Genomic DNA, 21451 nt, shown 5'->3' on the forward strand with positions numbered 1-21451 from the left:
CGGTTAATCCTCACTATGGCTTAGCCGATATGCTCTTGGCGTAACGCGACTCCATGCTTTAAAACGCGTACTAAAATTCGCTGCATTCGGATAGCCCACCATTTCACCAATCTGCTGGATGGGCCAATCCGAGCGTGCCAACTGACGTGCAGCGTATTCCATGCGCAGTCGGGTGAGATGAGCGGTCGGGCTGCGACCTAAATAATGCAGACAAAGGCGGTGTAAGTGTGCGACAGAGCAAGGCACCAACGCTGCCATGGCACTGACGGACCATTCTTTGTGAAGCTGTTTTTGTACTCGTTCAAACATACGATTAAGCCGAATCTGCGCACGAGGCATCTGCCGCTCTCCTGGTGTCGCCAGTAACAGTTCAATTTGCTCAACTGCACGTTGTGCAACGGGCTGGCCGATCTCATCGGGCAGGATTTGCGCTCGCAATAAGGTTTGAATACAGGTGTACATCACATCTGCAGCTGGTGTGAATCCATAGTGGATCTGCTCGCCAAGATGATTCGGCCACTCTCGTTGTGCAGAAAGAAATAGCCAAGCTAACTGCCAGTTTTCCTCTTCAATGCCAAAGCCATTCTCCACCCCGGCAGGGATAACCATCAGTGAGCCAGGTTCAAGAAGATAACGATGATCTTGGCTGTTCAACCAGCCTTTACCGCGAATCGTAAACAGCAGCATATGCTGTTTAGGAGATTTTCGATAAACATTGAAGGATTCGCGACAGGTTGCAATACCACACTGCACTATGCCGCTGTGCTCTAGCTTAAGCACATGCTCTTGATCAATGACTTCATGTTGGGTTTTCTCTGAGATCAGATAACTTTCTTGCTTTTCATGCATGATGAGATTTTGGCAATAGTTTTGGAGTTTTTTACACAATACTGCGATGACGTAGAGATCTACACTACTCACATTCATTCCAAGGAGTCAGATCACATGATTGTTCACTTTCGCCAACTCGACCGACCATTCTGGCAAAAACTACTCCAAATCGGCTTACCGGTATCCATGCAATCCATGTTGTTCTCGCTATTGGGTGTGGTCGATATTTTCATGGTCAGTCAATTGGGGGAATCCGCCACCGCAGCCGTAGGTGTGGGCAATCGCATTTTCTTCTTCAATTTGATTGTGATTGTCGGTGCAAGTGGTGCGGTCAGTGTGCTCGCAGCCCAATACTTTGGTGCAGGCAATCTTGATGGCGTTCGGCGCACTCTTGCTCAATCGTGGATGATGGCGATTGTGCTGACCTTGCCCTTCGCATTGATTTACACCTTGATGCCAGAAACCATTGTGGCTTTGGTTGCTGACGAGCCTCAATACGTTGCTCAAGCCACAGACTATTTATGGGTCACAGGCATCAGCCTGTTTTGCACTGCGTTAGTTGTACCGTTGGAAGGAGCACTACGCAGTATCGGGGAAGCGAAATTGCCTACTCGTGTGAGCATTTTTGCCATCATCGTTAACGCTATCCTTAATGCTTTGCTGATCTTTGGCCTATTCGGATTTCCAGAGCTTGGTGTATTAGGGGCGGGTTTAGGCACCACATTATCGCGCCTGTTTCAAACCGCATTGCTGTTTGTGCTGGTAAAACGCCGTTATACCCACCTGCTCCCCAATCAAAATCATTGGCAAGAGAGTGTGCAACGCCGCCACCGTCAGCGCTATTTAACGGTCGCTTGGCCAATGCTGATCCATGACAGCGCATGGGCTGCTGGGCTTTTAGTTTATAACGTGATTGTTGGCCAATTAGGTGTGTCAGAGTTAGCCATCATTTCACTGCTCGCTCCCATCGAGAGTGTGTTGATCTCCGCTTTCCTTGGCTTTGCTGTCGCAGCATCGATCATTTTGGGCAATGAGATCGGTGCGCAAAACTATCAACGTGTCGAGAACACCGCGTGGTGGTATGTGATCACCAGTTGTAGCTTAGCCTTACTGCTCGCTTTGCTGTGTATGGCGGCCAAGCCTTTGTTGGCGTGGGTTATCAGCCATAGCCCATTGGAAAACCACCAGTTGGCATTGAATGTTTGCCTTGTCATGGCCTTTGGCATGGTATTTAAAGTGTTCAATATGGTTGGGATTGGTGGCGTGTTGAAAAGTGGCGGAGATATTCGTTACAGCATCTTTATTGATCTGTTTGGCCAGTGGGCTGTGGGTATCCCTCTCGCTTACCTGACGGGCATAGTATGGGGATGGCCGTTGCATGGGGTGTTAATGATCATTTGGCTTGAGGAACTGGTTAAAATGGGACTAACCGCGCAGCGTATCAGTTCAAAACGTTGGATTAATAACCTCGTTAGTGAACCCGCATCCGAAGTCGTTGCATAAAAATAAAAAAGAGCGAGTTAATTATCCCTAAACTCGCTCTTACTCTTTCGTTTTAGTATTGCCTAATAAGTAAAAAACTTAGAAACGGTAGCCTAGACCTACTGTGTAAGTCAGTGCCGTTGAATCAAACAGATGTTCGCTATATTCAACACCACCATTCACTGAGATATGTTGAGTTAAATTCATTTCAAGACCAGTGCCGAAAGCAAAACTACTGTCTTCAATGCTCCCAGTGACTGACTTACCCGATTTACCTTCAACTTTATAGGTTGCATAACCCAGTGTGGCATAACCACTGACCATATCGTTAAAGCGGTATGTTGGGCCAATATGGAAACTACCGTAAGTACGCTCAACAGAATTTAAAACAATCTGATTATTCACAGCTGTGATTGAAGTAATATCATCCAGAGCGGTACCAGTAAGACCGACTAGTAATCCTAAACGACCCGGTTCATAGCGATATTTCAGCGCTAAGCCTTTTAAATCGTCATTCAAACGTGAAATGTCTGTCTGTGCATATCCGACACTAAATGTATGATCTGCTGCGTTAGCATTAACAACATGGAACGAAGCAGTCATTAAAGCAGCAATAGCAATGGTTTTTTTCATTATTATGTTCTTCTTAAAATATTAAATCGAAATCAAATGGCGAACTCTATGGTTCAGCCGAAAACTAAAACAATACATTCACTAGGTCAATGAATTATTTCATTTCAAATTTATAAAATTTAATATTTTCTTTTAATTACATAAACTTAACAAAGACAGACAAATATAATGAAACCAATATAATATCAATTATATGGATAGTAACTTTTCGAACTAATGTCTATTTTTTATACTTATTGTCGAAATAAATAATCACATTTAGCGGCGCAAATAAAATCATTTTTATGTAACCCATTAATTGAATGACTCCACCAAGTGATCGTTACTTTACCCCATTCCAACAAAATGGCTGGATGATGAAATTCCTGTTCCGCTAATTCAGCAATATGATTTGAAAATGCCCAAGCTTGTTTGAAACTTTTAAAGCGATATATCTTCTCTAATTGAGCGATGCCTTCACGATGAATTAATGCCCAACCATCCAATTCACTCAGCAGTTGTTGCTGTTCTGCAGAGGTAAGAGCTATTGCGTCTGCACTGCACGCTTCACAACGTAATTCATCCAGCATGTTGTTGTTCCTTTGGTTGAAAACGGGCAGGGAGCAACCCTGCTTCCATTGCTTGACCAACCAACGCCATTAAATCGCGTTGGCTGAGTTGATAAAGTTGACCAAGATCGGGCAACACGTAATAAATCGGCTGCATGATGTCGATCCGGTAAGGAGTACGCAGCACCTGCAGTATGTCAAACGGCTCACGAAGTGGAATGGTGCTCTCTGATGCGTATAGGGTTTCTCCGGGTGAAGACAAGATCCCTCCCCCATAGATTTTGTTTTGCCCCTGCTCCTGCACTAAACCAAATTCGACGGTGAACCAATACAAGCGAGCCAAATAACCACGTTCTTTAGGGCTTGCCGCTGCACCTAACTTCCCGTAGACATGTGTAAAAGCCGCGAAATCAGGGTGAGTCAGCATGGCGCAATGGCCATAGATCTCATGGAAAAAATCGGGCTCTTGCAGATAATCAAACTCTTCTCGACTGCGTAAAAAAGTGGCGACAGGAAATTTCTTCTCCGCCAGTAAGGCAAAGAAACGATCAAAGCTGATCAACGCTGGTACAGGTTCAACTTGCCACCCAGTTTCCCTTTGTAATACCCGATTAATTTCAGGCAATTGTGGCAAGCGATCTGTTGGCAGATTAAGCATACTCAAACCATCTAAATAGGCTTGGCAGGCTCTGGACTTCACCACTTCTTGCTGGCGAGTGATTAAATCATGCCAAATTTTGTGTTCGTCATCATTCCAGTCAATGTGGCCGTTGTGGCTAATGGGTTTAGAGTGATACTGACTCATCTCTCCACTCCTTAACAATCTCATTACATTAAGCCTACCTAGCTCCACGCGCGCTGCCAACGCTATCTCACTCGATTCCACCCCATTGCGTGTAACAATATTTTTACAAGCCTTCTGTTTTTAGTTATTTTTCATAGGCCTGATCCTGTCCCCATGCGGTTGACTTTCAACCCTGTGAGGACAAAACTTGTTCACAGTGATAAGGCCAAAATTCACGTTTAGACAGGGGATGTTATGTCATCAGCAATGCCAATTTGGGTGCCAAGCCAAGAACGTATTTCTACTTCTAACCTGCAGCAATTTATTGAGCACGTGAACATGCAAGGTGAAGCGATCGATGGCTACCCTGCCCTACATCAATGGTCTATCACCGAGACGCGCAAATTTTGGCTAGAGGTATGGCAATTTTGTGATGTGATTGGGTATCGCGGAAATTGCATTATTGGTGAGGGTCTACCCCGCTTTGGCAAAGAAACCGTACTCGCTCGCGATTCTATTTGGTTTCCGCAAGCTCAACTGAATTACGCGGAAAACCTGCTCTCTTATGCGTTTCAATATCCCGATGGCATTGCGATTTGGTTTAAAAACGAAAACGGCCAAACTAAAAAACTCACTTGGCAACAGTTGTGTGACCAAGTCTCTATCGTTCAACAATGGTTGAGCCAAAATGGTGTTGCGGAAGGTGATGTGGTGGCAGGTTATCTCCCTCACTTGCCTGAAACGGTTATCGCTATGTTGGCCGCAACCAGCCTTGGCGCAATCTGGACTTCAACCTCACCAGATTTTGGGGTGGACAGTGTCGTTGAGCGTTTTGGGCAGGTACATCCTAAGATCCTATTTTGCTGTAATGGCTACACCTTCAACGGTAAAACATTTCAGATGCAGGAACGCAATGCGCAAATCGTTTCTGCGCTGCCTAGCCTAGTCAACACTTGCCAAATTGAGTACCTACAAGATCGCAACTTTAACCCAGATTTCAATGATAGCTTTTCGGACTGGTCATCAATCCTAACCAGTTACCAACCGCGAGGGTTGGAATACCATCGAGTTGGATTTAATGAGCCACTGTTTGTACTCTATTCATCGGGGACAACGGGTAAACCCAAATGCATCACGCATTCCGTTGGCGGCACGTTACTTAATCATTTGAAAGAACACCAGTTACACTGTGATATTCAACCACAAGATCGCGTGTTCTATTACACCACTACAGGCTGGATGATGTGGAACTGGCACGTTTCAGCACTGGCCAGTGGTGCAACGTTAGTTATCTACGATGGGCATCCACTTTATCCCCAAGCTGGCGCACTCTGGGCTCTCGCTGACGAAGCTAAAGTCTCTCTTTTCGGAACCTCGGCAAAATACCTTGAAACATTACAAAAAAGCCATTTCTCGCCTTGTGATTTCTACCCACTACTCAATTTGAAAACCTTATGCTCAACAGGTTCGGTTCTCTACCCCGAACAATTCGATTATGTGTATGAGCATGTTAAATCCGATCTGCATCTGGCTTCCATCTCTGGTGGTACGGACATCTGCGGCTGTTTTGTGTTGGGGAACCCCATCTCTCCGGTCTTTCAAGGTGAATGCCAGAGTGCAGGTTTAGGGTTAGATGTCGTCGCATTCAATGATCAAGGCAAAGCGGTTGTTGGTGAGCGTGGCGAATTGGTTTGTCGCAATAGCTTTCCCAATCAACCCATTGGCTTTTGGCATGATGATGGGAGCCGCTACCAACAAGCTTACTGGGATAAATATCCGGGTATTTGGCATCATGGCGATGAGATTGAAATCACGGCGAATGGCGGCATCATTTTCTTTGGCCGCAGTGATACGGTGCTGAATCCGGGTGGCATCCGCATCGGTACCGCTGAGATATATCAGCAGATCAACGCTCTACCAGAGATCCAAGACTCCATCGCAATTGGCCGTCGAGTTGAACGCGATGAACAGATCCTTCTCTTCGTGCAATTGACTGACAATGTCAGCCTTGATGAACCACTCAAACAGAAGATTCGCACACTATTGCGCGATCGTTGCTCTCCACGTCATGTTCCGGCACACATTTATGCGATAAGTGAAATTCCACGAACCAAATCAGGCAAGCTAGTGGAACTGGCCGTTAAACAAGTGTGCCATGGTGAGGAGGTGAAAAACTTAGGTGCCATCGCCAATCCACACGTTTTAGTGGAAATAGAAGGCTTACTCTTGGCATGAAACAAGTCGACTATTGGGAAATTTTCATTGCAAAATCAACGTAATTAACGGTTTGCTTTTCGTGCCACAATGCTATTCTTGGCCAAGCGACTCTTGGCATCGGCATTTTATGGATTATATTCATCTCTCTCGCTTTAGCTTAAAGCACCTGACTGCGCTACACGTTATGCTTAACACTCGCAGTGTTACACAAACCGCAGCTCGGCTTTGCGTCAGTCCCTCTAGCATCAGCAAAATCCTCGCTCAACTACGTGAATTGCTCAACGATGATCTCTTTTACCGCGATGGTAATCAGTTAATTCCAACACCGTATGTGCAGCAAATGGGGCCAACCGTGCACCATATTTTGTCGAGTATGAATGGGTTACTGCATTGCACAGACTTCAACCCACAGGAATATCAAGGCCACTATCGCTTAGCCATGCGTGAAAGTACGCTTGAACTGTTCGCACCTAAAATCACATCGATTCTCACCCATTGTTCGCCTGAACTGACGATGACCATTCATTCCAAAGAGCATTATGGTTTTGATGCTTTGCAGAGTGGACTGATTGATTTCATTCTTTTGCCGCACGATATCAGCCAGCCGCCCACGTTCGCCCAAGATCTGGTTTGGCAAATCATTGAATCGGATGAACTGGTATGCCTAATGAATCCGGCACATCCGCTCGCCACTAGCGAGCTCAGCGTAGAAGACTATTTGGCGTATAAACACATTGGCATTCTCGATAATGAGTTAAGTGAGCCTTATTTCGAAAAATATCTCACTCAGCAGCATGAGACTCGGCGCATTGCATTAACCACACCGGATTTTGGGGCTGCGGCTGTGTTGTGCCAGCATACTCAGTTTCTGTTTACTTGTTCAAAGATGTGGGCTGACCATGCGATGCAGGCTCAAGGGCTCGTTCAAAAGCCCCTGCCCTTTGAATATGGCAAAGTGGCTTATAGTCTGGTTTGGAATAAACCAAGCATGAATGATCGTGCAATCTGCTGGTTATGTCAGCAACTCACTTCTAGCTTGGATTGAGAAAACGCCCCGCAAAAGGAAAGGGTCAGCAAATGCTGACCCTTTCCTTTATTGCTCTGTTTTTGATTTTTGTTAATAACCCTAGCCATGAGTTGTTAGTCAATAAACAGAAATTTGAGACATAAACACGGGGAACTGAGTTTTGTCTTTGATTATTCACTCATTAGTTTAGGCGTAAGGTTTAATTTTTGTTAGTGAAAATATGTAAATGGTCAATTTACTATTTGGAAAAGATATGCAAATCACATTCATAGCGCAATCAATATGCAATAAGCAGCATCATCAAGATAAGTTGCATATCAAATAAGCTTCAGCAGAAAACAAAACCGCTGCGAAATGCAGCGGCAAAAATCAGATATTCTTGGCTAAAAGTCTTTTAAAACCAATAACTAGAGAGGGAAAGTCTACTTACGAGCTATGCCAACCATAACGGGAAGTACCCCTTGCTCAGTCGTCACGTCAAACGCGATCTGAGTTTCGACTGAAGAGAAGCCCGCATTCTTTAGGACGGTTTCCATTTCTACAAGAGACAGACCTACTTCACTTTTTCCATCCGCTAACCAGTCAAAATGGATAAAATAGCCACCTTCATCCACTAAGGTAAAGATGATATCCGCCACATCTTGCACGTTAGGGAGAAAAGCACATACGGATGAGGCCACAACCAGATCAAACTGCTTACGAAATGCCGGATGCTGCGCAACCAAACCGCGGGTGAGTGAATCAACCACAGGCTCAACATTACGTAATTCTTTGCGATCCAGTTCCTCAATCATGGCTTCAGATGAGTCGAGAGCAACAATATCGCGAGCGAGTGGTGACATCAGCTGACTCAGCAATCCCGTGCCACAGCCAAAATCCAAAATGTGCTTTCCTTGCAAAGAGAGGATTTTTGTCAGTTGTTGAAATACGCTTTGCGCGAAAATATGGGTCGCAGGGTCATTTTCCCAGTTTGCAGCGTATTCGTCCCAGTCGTGTGCCATCATGGCCTCCGTATTACTTCTTGTATTCGGGCAATGCTGCCAAGAGTAAACCAAAATGAAGTAGAGTTCATAGTGTTACAACGCATTCTTTGCCAAGAAAATCCATTTTTGCCTCATTTGCCGAGAATTTATGCAGGCACTTGAGGAATAAAATCATGTTTATGCGCTCAACGTTTTGAACTCTTTGACTTTGTTATGAATTTGTCACAAGTTCAATGCAATTAAGTCTATTGGCTGGAAGCAGACTCCGTTGCACTGTCTTTTGCTAAGCTAGGTTGGCGAGTTACCCACCAACAAATGAGTGATCCTAACGTTACCATTACCACACCTTGCCAGAAGCTCAGCCCCAACACGACACCTAAGATCAGTGAAGAAAACAGCGTTGAAATCACAGGTGTGAAATAAGAGAGCGTCGCCAGCAATAGCATATTGCCGCGCAAAATCGCCACATTCCATAGTGCATAACCACTGCCCATCACTACGCCCGTTAAAAGCAGTGTAGACACATTTGACCAAGTAAAAGAGAGAGCCGGCTCATCGCTTAGCGCGTATTGCAACCACAGCACGCTGGCCGTTGCTGCGAAAAACAACACTATGGCGTTTTGCCCCAGTGCCAGACGCTGGGTCACATTGCAGTAAATGGCCCAGATAAAAGCCCCGATGAACGCCATTGAGTAAACGGTCGGATTGGTTGTAATCCGCTCCATAAGATCCGCTGCGGAGATCCCTTGCTCCGCAACAATCGTCCACGCCACACCAAGAAATGCGAGCCCAACACTGGGATAAACCCAGAAACTGACTGAACGTTTACTCAGAAGCACGGCGATCAATACCGTGAGGGCTGGCCATAGATAGTTGATCACCGACATCTCAATCGCTTGTAAACGGTCGTTGGCCATCCCAAGCGCTAACGCCAGACAGATCTCATAACTCACAAACAAAGTACCGCCGATCAGGACATAGCGAGCAGAGCCTGCTTTCAAGCGTGGTACACCCATAGTGAACAATAGAAATAACGTGCTCACGGTGTAGATCAATGCTGCGCCTCCAATCGGTGAAAACTCTTCAGCGACTCGGCGAGTTAATGCCATCAAGCTACCCCAAAGTAGAATCGCAGCAATTCCATATAAGGTGTGTTTGTGGTTGATGAATTGCTGTATCAAGATGAGCCTCAGAAATGGTGTAAGTTAAACTTCTGTCTGTTTAATAGGATCAAGCAATGAGCGCAAAACTCTAGCCGGAGTTCCTCCCACCAGCGTATCGGGCGGCACATCATGATTCACCACTGAGTTAGCCGCAATGACTGAACGCGCCCCAATGGTCACGCCTTGATTGATCACCACATTGCCGCCGATCCATACGTCATCTTCAACTACAATGGGTTTGCAAATCGTTTCCCAAGATTGTCGGCGGCGGTAATCCAGAGAATGTGAAGCAGTGTAGAATTGAGTACTCGGGCCAATCAAAACATTATTGCCGATCGTGATTGGAGCACCATCGAGCATGACCACATTCATATTGATGAAGGTGTGTTCACCGATACGAATGGTTTTCCCAAACTCACAATGAAACGGTGGCTGAACCCTACTCTGTTCACCGAGATCACCAAACAGCTCTCTTTGCAGAGCGTGCCGTTCAGCGTCATCAAGGCTTTGGTTAATTGCGAGTTTCAGCCTACCGGCTTGGTGGCGCAGTGCTTCTGCTGATGCACCGTCAAAGTGTTCACCATTGAGCATTTTTTCTAATTCACTCATTTGTATTCCCCCTTATTCATCACGGTTTAAGGTTAACTACAAGCCAGCAAATGAAAAGTACAAACAATGGTGAATGCATTTCCTCTATTCTTTGATGGCATCCTTAGGCGCCGGATCCGATGACTCAACACGGCTGACCAGTAACTGGTCAACTTTATAGTTATCAATATCGACGACTTCGAATTTATAGCCCGCGTACACCACAGAGTCAGTACGGCGTGGGATCTTCCGCAGCATATACATCATAAATCCGGCAATCGTTTCGTAGTTCTGCTGCTGCGGGAATTCTTCAATACCAAAAGAGCGCATCACATCTGTGATTGGCGTTACGCCATCCACCAGCCATGAATTACCATCACGTGCGACAATCTGCTCTTCCCCTTCAGCAAGAACCCAAGTCCCCATGACTGCGCTTTGTAGGTCATTAAATGTCACCACCCCTACTACGAGCGCGTATTCGTTCATCACCACCGCAAAATCAACACGATTAATTTTGAAGTATTCCAACGCCTCAGAAAGACTTAAGGTATCGGGGATGATTGGGCAACCGTTAACCACGTTGCTTTCTTTTAAGTTCATCCCTTGACCGTTAATCACACGGATCAACAGCGCTTTGGAGTCCACATAGCCTTTAATCAAATCTAACTGACCATCACACACTAAAAACTTATTGTGTGGATGCTGAGAGATCTTATGTTTGATCTGTTCTTCGCTGTCATTCAGATTCAGGAAAACCAAACTTTCACGCGCGGTCATCGCAGATGTAACGGGAATGCTTTGCATTTCAAACACACTCTCCATCATCTGCTGCTCGCCTTTATCCAGCACCCCAGCTTCTGCACCAGCGTCCATCACCGCATAAATATCATCAGAGGTAATTTCATCATTGCGCTCAGTCGGTACGCTTAAAGCACGGAATAAGAGGTTAGCAAGACCATTGAAGAACCAAACAATCGGTTTTAGTACAGTGATGCAAAGCTGCATACCGCCGACCAGATTGGTCGCAATACGCTCTGGCATCGCCATCGCAATTCGCTTAGGCATCAGATCAGCAATCAAAATGAACATGCTGGTCACCAGCATAAATGACAAAATAAAGCTGGTTTGTGCTAACCAATTAGCCGGGATCACATCCTCAAGAAACATTCTAAAATAAGGCGTGAACGCGGATTCACCCACGATACCGCCCATGATGGCCACGGCATTTAGACCAATTTGTACCACAGTGAAAAAATTACCCGGGTGAGCTTGCAGCTCTAAGACCCGCTCAGCACGTTCATCACCTTCATCCGCCATTTGACGCAGACGGATCTTGCGCGCGGCAGCCAGCGAAATTTCCGACATAGAGAAGAAACAACTGGCAGCGATCAGCGCATAATAATCGAGATGTTTTCGAAAAAACTCATAGGTATACACCCAAAATAAACAGAATAAGAGAGCTTAAAACAACATCGAAGGGGCAGATAGGCTAATAGATAAACGCATCTTTATCCGCCTCGATTCATCATAGACGAGCGCGAGACGGATAAAGAGATGATTACAGCAGACTTCACTGCAACTTCAAGTCAGACAATAGAATTGTAAAAACGGATTATTCAGCAAGGATTTCCCATGAATGGGTCATCTCTACACCTTTACCCAGCATCAAACATACTGAGCAGTACTTCTCTAGTGAGTCTGCGGTCACTTGCGCAACAATGTTTTGATCCAGATTTTCACCACTAAGTACAAAGTGGATATTCACTTGAGTAAACAGCTTAGGCGCAGTTTCACGGCGTTCAGCGCTGAGTTTTGCTTCACAGCTACGAATCTTTTGTCCCGCTTTTTTCATACCATCAACAACGTCGACTGAACTGCATCCACCCGCCGCCATCAACACCATTTCCATTGGGCTTGGCGCGCTTGCACCACCACTGCCATCCATCACAATCGAATGACCAGAATTGGATAACCCGAGGAATTTAAAATCTTCGACCCATTTTACTTGCGCTTGCATAACAGAAACTCATCTAAAGTTAATGAACGCCTGTATGTTAGCACAATGGCATACGGAAAGATGCCCAGATTCTCTTTTCCTAAGCCGCCTAAAGTTTACGGGAAGAATAAAAACGCTAAGCAAAAAAGAAAACCCCACTAAGCCTTAGCTTAGTGGGGTTCAGTTCTTACTCGCAGCAATCCAGCTACTATAGGTGCTCCCTGCATCTATTCCTTGATAGTCTGCTGTGTCCTTCAGCGCAATCCGTTTCATCGCCTTCCTAGCGGTGTCCCTTACTCTGTCATCCTGACAGATATCGCCTTAGTCCTTTAAGTTGTCCATTAACTCTCCGTTTATAACCATCCTAGTTATTAAGCGTCCAGCTAACGTCCTTTGCTTTCCTTGCCGACCATTCATCCTGAACAATCGAAATCTTCGTCCTGAAGATGACCAATCCTTGGGTCTTTCCTGTTCCGTGTCCGCTTCCTGCTGACAAACTGACTTTACGACATGAGCAAATTTCAGCAAGCCCTGTTTTTTATTTTCACTTATCTCCTACAGGAGAAATTAAAAAATAAACTCAAATAATCAATCAGTTAAATGAAAATTGAATTTAAAATCTGCAAATCAACACTTAAATTTCTCACATCACGTGTAAGAGATCTCTCACAAGACAAATCCTAAATTTAGAAATTTCTGCTTTGTATACCATCATAAAATCTGTGAACTTCATCGCAGGATTTTTTGTGAGAGCTTTAGCGAAAGAACGCCTATTTTCCTTGAGGTATAGACTCTTATCACAAAAATCGGGATAGTATCACCAACAATGATGTACCAAAGGTACGCATTCGATTGCTTAACTGTGTCGCGAATGAATGAGGAACAACGACATGATTTCAAAATGGGCGCAACGTTTTTTCCAAATGGCCGAATTAGTCGGTTCGTGGAGTAAAGATCCTTCCACGCAGGTAGGCGCGGTGATCACCAAGCAAAACCGAATTGTTTCGGTTGGTTTTAATGGCTATCCGCACGGTATTTCAGACAGTGCAAGCACTGATGATCGTGATATGAAGTATTTGAAAACCCTTCATGCAGAAGAGAATGCCATCCTCTTTGCTAAGCGCGATTTAGATGGCTGTGAAATTTATGTCACCCACTTCCCGTGCCCAAATTGCGCCGCCAAGATCATTCAAACTGGGATTGCTGCGGTTTACTGCCCAGAACAATCGGATGATTTTCTGTCACGCTGGGGCGATAAGATTAAAGTCAGCCAAGATATGTTTTTACAAGCCGGCGTCAAAGTAAATTGGTTGCCACTGGCTGAGTTAAAACACATCAATACGATTACCTTACCTACTGATAACCAATGTTAATCTCATGCCCTCTTAACTTCGGAGGGCACTTAACTCAATGTTAAGATTCGCGATACCACACGCATATTTCTCTCTTTCCTCTCTCTTATTCCTGACAAGATCGCAGTACACGTTCATGAAAAATGGCTAAAATCAAACAAGATACCTAGTCTAACAGTATTAATTTTGCACTACGGGCAGTGAATGACTTCTATAATTGCAATTCCCAAAGGTAAGTTGACTTCGCCACTTTGGGCTAATTTATTCTTTCACTTCGGGCTCATGATCGTGAGCTATACCCTCATTGTTGAGCATCCCGCCATGGCTCAACTCTATCAATTTTTCCCTGTTTTACTGCTGATTGCTTTCTGGGTACCGAAACGCACTGTCCGTGGAGCAAGCGCTTTGGTGGCGATTCTGCTCATCATCGTGGGTAACTTTTTTTCACCTCTCAATGTGGATGCCGTTGAAGAAGCCTTTCTTTTACTGCCTCTGATTTACGTGGTGTTAATGCCTGGCACTGTATGGCCAATGGTCATTGCGGTCTTACTGGTCATGAGCTACTTGCACTCTATTGACCGGAGTTTGTTCAGTGAATTTGCTGAGGATGCGACTGAATTATTGGTCATCACCGCTTTTGCGGCCGGGGGGACTTACTACCGCCTGTCGTTACTAAAACAGATCAAACGCTACAGAAGAGACAGTCTGACGGACTTTCTCACTTCATTAGGCAACCGCAAAGCGTTCCAGATCCAACTGCATCAAATCCAAAAGCAGAATCAAGCAGGTCAATACGCCTTGATACAGGTCGATTTGGACGATTTTAAACAGATAAATGACAGCTTAGGGCATCAACAGGGTGACAAACTGTTGGAAACCCTAGGGCGGCGCTTAAAAACCCTGCAAACCCAAGAACGTCAGATTTATCGATTGAGCAGTGATGAATTTGCGCTTGTACTTCATTACGAGGACAAACTCCATCAAGCCATTGAACTCACCATTGAACAGCTCGGTAATACCCTGAATCAAGAGTTCCGGCTGGGTAAGCGTACCTACTCGGTGACCATCAGTATTGGCGTTGCTTTACTGGAAGACGCACTCAATGATGTCGATATTTGGTGCCGCAATGCAGATATCGCGGTTCTGAAAGCAAAAGGTTGTGGCAAAAACTGTGTTCGCTGGTTTGACGATGAACTGCTTGGTGAAACCATTCGCCAGTTTCAGATCGAACGTGAATTGAATATCGCCTTAGAACACAATCAGTTGATAATGCACTATCAACCCAAAGTGGATCTCCGTACCGGGCATATTGTGGGTGTCGAAGCCTTAGTGCGCTGGCAACATCCTGAATTAGGGATGATTAATCCGGGAGACTTCATTGAGATTGCTGAAAAAACCCAGCAGATTATTCCTATTGGCCGTTGGGTCATTTACGAAGCATGTCGGCAGCTTAATGAATGGCATAACGCCTATCCGTTCTTGTCGATGTCGGTCAATGTTTCCAACATTCAGTTCCTTTATGACGATATCTATAGCGTTATCTACGGCGCTTTGGAAACGTATCCCTTGCCTCCTCACGTCTTGCAGTTAGAAATTACCGAAACCACGTTGATGCGTTACCCACACAGCGTGATTCAAACCTGTCAAAGGTTACGTGAACTCGGCATTCAAATTGCGCTCGATGATTTTGGCGTCGCTTACTCTTCTCTCAACTATTTAAAACAGCTCCCGATTGACGTGATTAAAATTGATCGCTCCTTTGTTGATAGCAGTGTAGACAGCCAAGTCGGGAAGATGATCATTCGTACCATCATTCAGCTAGGTCATAATTTAGGGAAAGTGGTGACAGCGGAAGGCGTTGATTCTGAAGAAAAATTAGCCATTTTAAAAGAAGAGGGATGCGACAAATATCAAGGCTTCCTATTCTCCCGTCCTGTACCACCAACTGAAATGGAAGCGTTACTGCTTAAGTCAAAAGCAGAAACGGAATAAGCTTCATATTGTTCAAGACACCGTCGTTTTAAACACGGAGTGACTTTAAGGTTGAGACTGAGTCCGCATAAACATGAATGAGTTACCATTGTTAAGGGGGGTAATTCCACCTCTTTACGGAACATGTTTATTTACATTTTTCCATCATCAATCAATTCTAAAATTGCTCCGTCTTAATCGCCATTAATACGATTTTTCTTGCAAAAATTTGCAAAATAGCTCTTTGTTTATCTCTTTTTTTTGAACTCTATCGATATAGTCACGAAATAAGTACCCCGTTTTAGTTTTGTCAAGATGCTAATTAAATACTGCACAAGACGATAATCAACGAAAAAGGGGCACTTTTACCGTTGATTATTTCATCATTATTTTTCCTAGCAGAATAACACCTCTGACTTTACAATCCGGCCACATAAAAACAACAACCTGACTCACACCCCCTACAAACGTGAGTAGATTCAGCTCTCCCACTCCGACTGGAAGTGATGCTTCCTCTCGTAGAGGGAATAATCATAACGTGAAATAAGGCCCCGATTTACCCATGAGTCCAGAGAACTACTTTCTAGATTGGCAAAAAAGTCAAACTCTTGCAGAAACCATGTCTCCCCTAATTGGTCAGCTCTACCGTCAAAAAGGCGTTGAAGCAGTGTTGTGCGGTAAAACTTTGATTAATGCCGCGACCATCGACATCATTAAGACTCACCGTGTCGCGAGACGTTACCTCGGTGAACCGCTGGCGCTGGACAAAACCTTACCGCTACTTCAGCAAATTTCAGCACTTGAATTAGCGCCTTGCCGAATTGATATCGGACAATTGGCAGATCAATATTGGCAGCAGCACCAAGATGAAGATGCGCTAAATGATTTTCTGCAGACTGCCCTGCATGAAGCCCTGCAACCTGCACAAAACCTTCAGCCGAAAGATGTTGTCCTGTATGGATTTGGACGCATTGGCCGTCTACTTGCCCGTTTGTTGATCGAAAAGAGCGGTGCTGGTTATCCTTTACGCTTACGCGCTATCGTCGTGCGTGGCGGCAAAGAAGGCGATTTAGAAAAACGCGCTAGCTTACTGCGTCGTGACTCGGTTCATGGCCAGTTCAACGGCAGCATCACTATCGACAAAGAGCGCAAAGCGCTGATTGCGAATGGCAACTTTATTCACGTGATTTACGCGAATTCACCACAAGATGTTGATTACACGGCTTATGGCATTCGCAATGCTCTGGTTGTTGATAACACTGGCGTGTGGCGTGATAGCGAAGGGCTAAGCCAGCATCTAGCGTCACCAGGTGCCAGCAAAGTGTTACTGACGGCACCGGGTAAAGGCGACATCAAGAACGTGGTCTTTGGTGTGAATGAATCCGTGATCCAGCCTGAAGACACCATTATTTCGGCGGCAAGTTGCACCACCAACGCGATAACTCCTGTGCTGAAAGCGGTTAATGATCGCTACGGCATTACTTCTGGCCATATCGAAACGGTTCATTCGTTTACTAACGACCAAAACCTGATTGATAACTTCCATAAAGGCGAACGCCGTGGCCGCTCGGCTTCGCTCAACATGGTGTTAACCGAGACTGGCGCCGCGAAAGCCGTTGCCAAAGCACTGCCAGAACTGACGGGGAAACTGACCGGTAACTCGATCCGCGTTCCGACCCCCAATGTGTCAATGGCTGTTGCAAATCTCAACTTAACTCAATCAACGACAAAAGAAGAATTGAACGCTTATCTGCGTGAAATAGCGCTCAACTCACCATTGTCCGGACAAATTGACTACACCGAATCCACCGAAATCGTTTCAAGCGATCTGGTTGGTTCACGTTACGCTGGTGTTGTCGATGCAGCAGCAACCATAGCTCAAGATAGCCGTTGTGTGCTGTACGTTTGGTATGACAATGAATTTGGCTATAGCTGCCAAGTCGTACATTGCATGGAACAGATGATGGGTGTGCGTTACCCAATTTATCCAGCAAAGTAGTTCTCCGTCTCCACAACATGCCCAAACTGCTTACAGTCATGACTTGCTAGATGTTCATCTGACAAGTGGATGCTGACGGTGGAATGGGCAATAACGATAATAACCATAAGTCGCGATGAGCTGATCGTTTTAAAGGCAGTCAGTCACACCGACCTCTCCCTCAAGCTTGCCGCCCAACTGATGTGGGCGGCTTTTTTACGCCATAGTCAGAGACAAGTTAAGTTTGTGCGGTTACGGTCAAAATGAACATTGTTCATTTTCGATTAATCTTATTCAGGGTATGGTGAACCTGTAACTAGGAGGAACCATTATGAACCGATTCCTGATCACCTTACTGACAATGATTACTGGCGTGTTTGCCTTGATGTTCAGCTTATTGTTGGCGATCCCGCTCGCCATTGCTGCCTTCATCACTGGTAAGCGCTTGGAAAAACAACTGAAATCTCGTGCTTTCCAGTTCAACCAGCAAGCCGCTTACCAATCGCGTACACATGTTATTGACGGCGAGTGTGAAGAGATAAAACCACGCCGTTAAATGCCGATAGGGTTTGAAATCCGCTCAAACCCTCGAGATACGACCTAAACCGTTAATAACACTCGTACCGCTAAGGCAATCAGCACTACGCCAGACAGTCGATCAATCAGCACAGCACGAGCGCGCAATTTGTCGAGTAAGCGTGGGGATGACAAGATCAGCGTAATAAAACTGTACCAAAGGCCATCCACCACGAAAGGCGTGATAACGATCGCCGCTTTGCTCGTGAAATCCGAACCGACAGCAACGTATTGACTGAAAAGTGCGATAAAAAACAGGGCAATTTTAGGGCTAAGCAGCGAGATCAACAGCCCTTCTCTGGCGGATTGCCACACACTCACCGATTCTCCAGATTCCAGCTTAGCGGCCACTCCCCCTTTAGAACGCAGTGCATTCCACCCTAAATAGGCCAGATACGCTGCCCCAGCATAGCTAATGGTTTTAAACAGAAGTGGGGATTGGTGCAGCACCACAGCTAAGCCAATCAAGGTGATAAAAGCATAGACGCCAATTCCAAACGCATGTGCCCATGCGGCAGCAAAGCCATTTTTTCTCCCACCAGCGAGGCTGTGTTTCGCCACCATGGCCAAACTCGGCCCGGGAGACATCGCACCCAAAATACAAATCGTAAACAGCGATAACCAGACTGTCAGTGTCATGCAAACTCCTAGATTTCTTCATTCTGCGAGCAACGATATGATCAATTGCTTAGGAAATACAGACAAGGAATGAGAAATGTTACTTCAAGACTTGAGAAAATCTCACACAACCTCTGTTTAGTATGAGGCGGCGGTGGACTGGGATCATTTGTCTACGTTTGAACCCCAAAAACCTCAGTTCTAAGAAAGACTAAAGACTGCTTATCTAAACCTTCACTCTACAGACAAAATGAATGTTTATTCAGTGAAAGCCATAATTAAAGGGAGTATGCTAAGGCTCCAATTCAGCGCAGGATGCATGACGTGAATCAACTGAAAAAGGATATTTCTCTAGGGGCAGGAATTGCTCAACTCTCTACCACTCTGATGGGTACTGGCCTGTTTATGGTTCCCGCCATTGCTGCCGGTATTGCGGGTGCATTTTCACTCTGGGCATGGTTGCTGCTGTTTATCGCTATTTGCCCGATCGCGCTGACTTTTGCTCAATTAGGTAAACGCTACCCGAATGCTGGTGGTACCGCGTATTTTGTTCGTCAAGCCTTTAATCCGCGCCTTGAACGTGCTGTTGCATGGTTATTCCTGAGTGTGATTCCGGTGGGTGTTCCTGCCGCCGTTACTTTAGCTGCCAGTTTTCTGCAAGCCTTGTTACCAGCACCTCTGGCTTATCCACTGTTTACCCAAACACTGACGATTCTTCTTTTGGTTGGCGTCAACCTCGCCGGTACTAAGTCTTCCGGACGCTTGCAAAGCCTGATTGCGTTAGCCATCTTCGCCTTAGTGATTGCATTTTTGTGGCGCGGGGATGTTTCCAGTCAAGACTTGATCATGCCGCCCCTCACCACGGAAGGGCTTGTGTCAATTGGTGCAGCTTTGGCCGTCATGTTCTGGTGCTTTGTCGGTATCGAAGCTTTCGCGCATATGGGAGAAGAGTTTCGCAACCCACAACGCGATTTTCCGTTGGCTATTTTGATTGGTAGCTTAGTAGCCGGCCTAACTTACTGGGCTTGCTCCGTCGTTGTTTTGAAATTTGGTGCTTTTGGTAGCGCGCAATTTGATAGCGGGGCCATCCCTTGGCTAAGCGATAAATTGTTTGGTGCACACTGGGCAACCGCGATCAGCGTCATTGGCTTCCTAGCCTGTTTTGCCAGCCTGAACCTTTACACACAAAGTCTTGCTCGCATGGTTTGGGCACAAGCCCGTGAATATCGTCCTGACAGTGCCATAGCCCGAATTTCAATTCGAGGTGTTCCTGCTCACGCGACTTTATTAGTGGGAGGGGTACTCTTTATCTCTTGTTTGATTGGGCATTTAACTGGGCTTGATCTGGAGTTTTTCCTAAAACTGGCGAACGGTATTTTTGTGTTGGTGTACCTGCTGGCTATGCTGGCAGCCTACAAGCTGCTCACAGGCTGGGGTAAACACCTAGCCGGGCTGGCTCTGTTACTTTGTACTGGCGTGTTTGTCTGTTTAGGTTGGTCAATGCTGTATGCACTGGCGGTATTTATTTTGCTGATCCGCCCGTGGCAAACGTCACCCCAAACTACTTAAAGCAAACCTTCGGAATATAAGGCTTAAAATAACTCGACATCATCAGAGGCAGATCGCTGAGCATTCGCGATCTTGCCTTCATCGCATAAGTTTTCATAACAGTGCACCTGATCACGTCCGTGTTCTTTGGCGTAATAGAGCGCTTTATCTGCATGGTCGAGAATGGTCGGCAAGTAGTCACCCGGTCGCAGTGAGCAAAAACCTGCGCTAAAACTGAGCTCACCAATTCTTGGGAACTGGTGATGCCGGATATGATCTCGAAAGCCATCTAATACCTGATTGATGACTTGTTCATTGCCGTTTGAGAAGACAATCACAAACTCTTCCCCGCCAAACCGAAACAACTGCGAAGAAGGGCCAAAATAGTGCTGCATTTGCTGCGCGAACATCAACAAGATCTCATCACCAATCATGTGGCCAAAGTGGTCATTGATCGCTTTGAAATGGTCAAGATCCAACATCGCAATCCATAGCTGATGATTTTCTTCCGCTGAGGGGTTAATCGCAAAAGTATTGCGGAGACGATCTTCCAACGTTCGGCGATTAAGTAAGCCAGTCAATTTGTCGCGTTCACTCTCGTGCAGAATCACTGTGTAATTACGATAAATTTTCGCAAACCCATCGATCAGCATGCGATACGGCTCTGGTGGTTCATTCAAGATCAGAAAGAGCTCCGCAGAAAAGTGCTCTTCCACAGGAATCGGACAGCTGCACTCATATTGCCCATTGTTCTGTAGGCGAAAAGCCATCTCAGTTTGCGCATGATGGTAATCATTTTCAGCACACACTTGATCATATTGCCAGTGGTACTGTTTTGCACCCGTGGGATCCTTGCTGATATTCAAACGAGCTACCATAACCGTTGCCCGCCCAAGGTGATGAAATAATGTCGCGGAAGAGAGGGGCAAAAGCTCGGATAACGTCGCCAAAATACTGTAACTGAGCGCAAGCGAATTTTTCTGTTCTGTAATTTCGATAACAGACTCAAGCACTTTGTCATTCATGCCATCTAGCCCCAACTGTCGATTGTTTTCACTCAAGTATAGAAAAGGAAATCATGAAGAGAAAAAATGACATGCTGAAAAAAATCAGCCCCTCAAATGAGGGGCCGAACAGATAAACTATGGCTAATCAG

Annotated in this window: 18 protein-coding genes and 1 pseudogene; 8 read left to right on the top strand and 11 right to left on the bottom strand. The window is 45.6% G+C overall.

Annotated features, from left to right (window positions below):
- Positions 1-3 precede the first annotated feature (3 nt).
- Positions 4-849 carry an AraC family transcriptional regulator gene (locus D908_RS04015; RefSeq protein WP_032467705.1) on the bottom strand — a complete coding sequence of 282 codons (846 nt, stop codon included), beginning with the start codon at positions 847-849 and terminating at the stop codon, positions 4-6.
- Positions 850-945: 96 nt separating this feature from the next.
- Here D908_RS04015 and D908_RS04010 point away from each other — a divergent pair, with 96 nt between their 5' ends.
- A complete protein-coding gene (locus D908_RS04010; protein ID WP_005526454.1) occupies positions 946-2334 on the top strand; it encodes an MATE family efflux transporter in 1389 nt (462 codons plus the stop codon).
- 78 nt (positions 2335-2412) lie between these two features.
- Here D908_RS04010 and D908_RS04005 read toward each other — a convergent pair whose 3' ends face one another.
- The 3 genes from D908_RS04005 to phhA all read right to left on the bottom strand — a co-directional run bounded on the left by D908_RS04005 (position 2413) and on the right by phhA (position 4299).
- Positions 2413-2946, bottom strand: a complete 534-nt coding sequence (locus D908_RS04005) for an Ail/Lom family outer membrane beta-barrel protein (RefSeq protein ID WP_005526456.1) — start codon at positions 2944-2946, stop codon at positions 2413-2415.
- Positions 2947-3179: 233 nt separating this feature from the next.
- A complete protein-coding gene (locus D908_RS04000) occupies positions 3180-3515 on the bottom strand; it encodes a 4a-hydroxytetrahydrobiopterin dehydratase (protein ID WP_005526458.1) in 336 nt (111 codons plus the stop codon).
- Complete coding sequence (gene phhA, locus D908_RS03995) at positions 3505-4299, bottom strand: phenylalanine 4-monooxygenase (RefSeq protein WP_000084920.1); 795 nt, start codon at positions 4297-4299, stop codon at positions 3505-3507. Before phhA ends, D908_RS04000 begins: the two co-directional genes overlap by 11 nt.
- 234 nt (positions 4300-4533) lie before the next feature.
- Between phhA and D908_RS03990 the strand changes: the two genes are divergently transcribed.
- Positions 4534-6513 (top strand): acetoacetate--CoA ligase, encoded by a 1980-nt coding sequence (locus tag D908_RS03990; RefSeq protein WP_005526459.1) that lies wholly within the window; start codon positions 4534-4536, stop codon positions 6511-6513.
- A gap of 109 nt (positions 6514-6622) precedes the next feature.
- Positions 6623-7540 carry a LysR family transcriptional regulator gene (locus D908_RS03985; RefSeq protein WP_000384527.1) on the top strand — a complete coding sequence of 306 codons (918 nt, stop codon included), beginning with the start codon at positions 6623-6625 and terminating at the stop codon, positions 7538-7540.
- Between the two features lie 404 nt (positions 7541-7944).
- Here D908_RS03985 and D908_RS03980 read toward each other — a convergent pair whose 3' ends face one another.
- The 5 genes and pseudogenes from D908_RS03980 to D908_RS03960 all read right to left on the bottom strand — a co-directional run bounded on the left by D908_RS03980 (position 7945) and on the right by D908_RS03960 (position 12273).
- On the bottom strand, positions 7945-8523 hold the full coding sequence (locus D908_RS03980) for a class I SAM-dependent DNA methyltransferase (RefSeq protein ID WP_005526461.1): 579 nt from the start codon (positions 8521-8523) through the stop codon (positions 7945-7947).
- Between the two features lie 227 nt (positions 8524-8750).
- The gene (gene yddG, locus D908_RS03975) at positions 8751-9686 is read right to left on the bottom strand and encodes an aromatic amino acid DMT transporter YddG (RefSeq protein WP_032467700.1); all 936 of its coding nucleotides are present in this window, start codon (positions 9684-9686) and stop codon (positions 8751-8753) included.
- A 24-nt stretch (positions 9687-9710) separates the two neighbouring features.
- The gene (locus tag D908_RS03970; protein ID WP_005526465.1) at positions 9711-10277 is read right to left on the bottom strand and encodes a sugar O-acetyltransferase; all 567 of its coding nucleotides are present in this window, start codon (positions 10275-10277) and stop codon (positions 9711-9713) included.
- 84 nt (positions 10278-10361) lie between these two features.
- Positions 10362-11683: pseudogene (gene paeA, locus D908_RS03965) on the bottom strand (polyamine export protein PaeA).
- A 185-nt stretch (positions 11684-11868) separates the two neighbouring features.
- Positions 11869-12273, bottom strand: a complete 405-nt coding sequence (locus tag D908_RS03960) for an OsmC family protein (protein WP_001148879.1) — start codon at positions 12271-12273, stop codon at positions 11869-11871.
- A gap of 869 nt (positions 12274-13142) precedes the next feature.
- Between D908_RS03960 and D908_RS03955 the strand changes: the two genes are divergently transcribed.
- From D908_RS03955 to D908_RS03940, 4 genes are all read left to right on the top strand, one after another.
- On the top strand, positions 13143-13625 hold the full coding sequence (locus tag D908_RS03955; RefSeq protein ID WP_005526469.1) for a dCMP deaminase family protein: 483 nt from the start codon (positions 13143-13145) through the stop codon (positions 13623-13625).
- Between the two features lie 261 nt (positions 13626-13886).
- On the top strand, positions 13887-15596 hold the full coding sequence (locus D908_RS03950; RefSeq protein WP_235047382.1) for a putative bifunctional diguanylate cyclase/phosphodiesterase: 1710 nt from the start codon (positions 13887-13889) through the stop codon (positions 15594-15596).
- A 541-nt stretch (positions 15597-16137) separates the two neighbouring features.
- Positions 16138-17574, top strand: a complete 1437-nt coding sequence (locus D908_RS03945) for a glyceraldehyde-3-phosphate dehydrogenase (RefSeq protein WP_005526472.1) — start codon at positions 16138-16140, stop codon at positions 17572-17574.
- Between the two features lie 310 nt (positions 17575-17884).
- Entirely contained in the window at positions 17885-18109 is a 225-nt protein-coding gene (locus D908_RS03940; protein ID WP_005526473.1) for a hypothetical protein, read from the top strand.
- Positions 18110-18153: 44 nt separating this feature from the next.
- Here the strand turns inward: D908_RS03940 and D908_RS03935 are convergent, their stop codons facing one another.
- Complete coding sequence (locus D908_RS03935) at positions 18154-18768, bottom strand: LysE family translocator (RefSeq protein ID WP_005526474.1); 615 nt, start codon at positions 18766-18768, stop codon at positions 18154-18156.
- A 303-nt stretch (positions 18769-19071) separates the two neighbouring features.
- Between D908_RS03935 and yjeH the strand changes: the two genes are divergently transcribed.
- Positions 19072-20316 carry an L-methionine/branched-chain amino acid transporter gene (gene yjeH / locus D908_RS03930; protein WP_005526480.1) on the top strand — a complete coding sequence of 415 codons (1245 nt, stop codon included), beginning with the start codon at positions 19072-19074 and terminating at the stop codon, positions 20314-20316.
- Between the two features lie 23 nt (positions 20317-20339).
- On the opposite strand, the gene D908_RS03925 is transcribed toward yjeH, so the two are convergent.
- On the bottom strand, positions 20340-21320 hold the full coding sequence (locus D908_RS03925; RefSeq protein WP_005526482.1) for a GGDEF domain-containing protein: 981 nt from the start codon (positions 21318-21320) through the stop codon (positions 20340-20342).
- Positions 21321-21451 lie beyond the last annotated feature (131 nt).

It is taken from the genome of Vibrio mimicus CAIM 602, from assembly GCF_000338875.1.
Taxonomy (GTDB): Bacteria; Pseudomonadota; Gammaproteobacteria; order Enterobacterales; family Vibrionaceae; genus Vibrio; species Vibrio mimicus.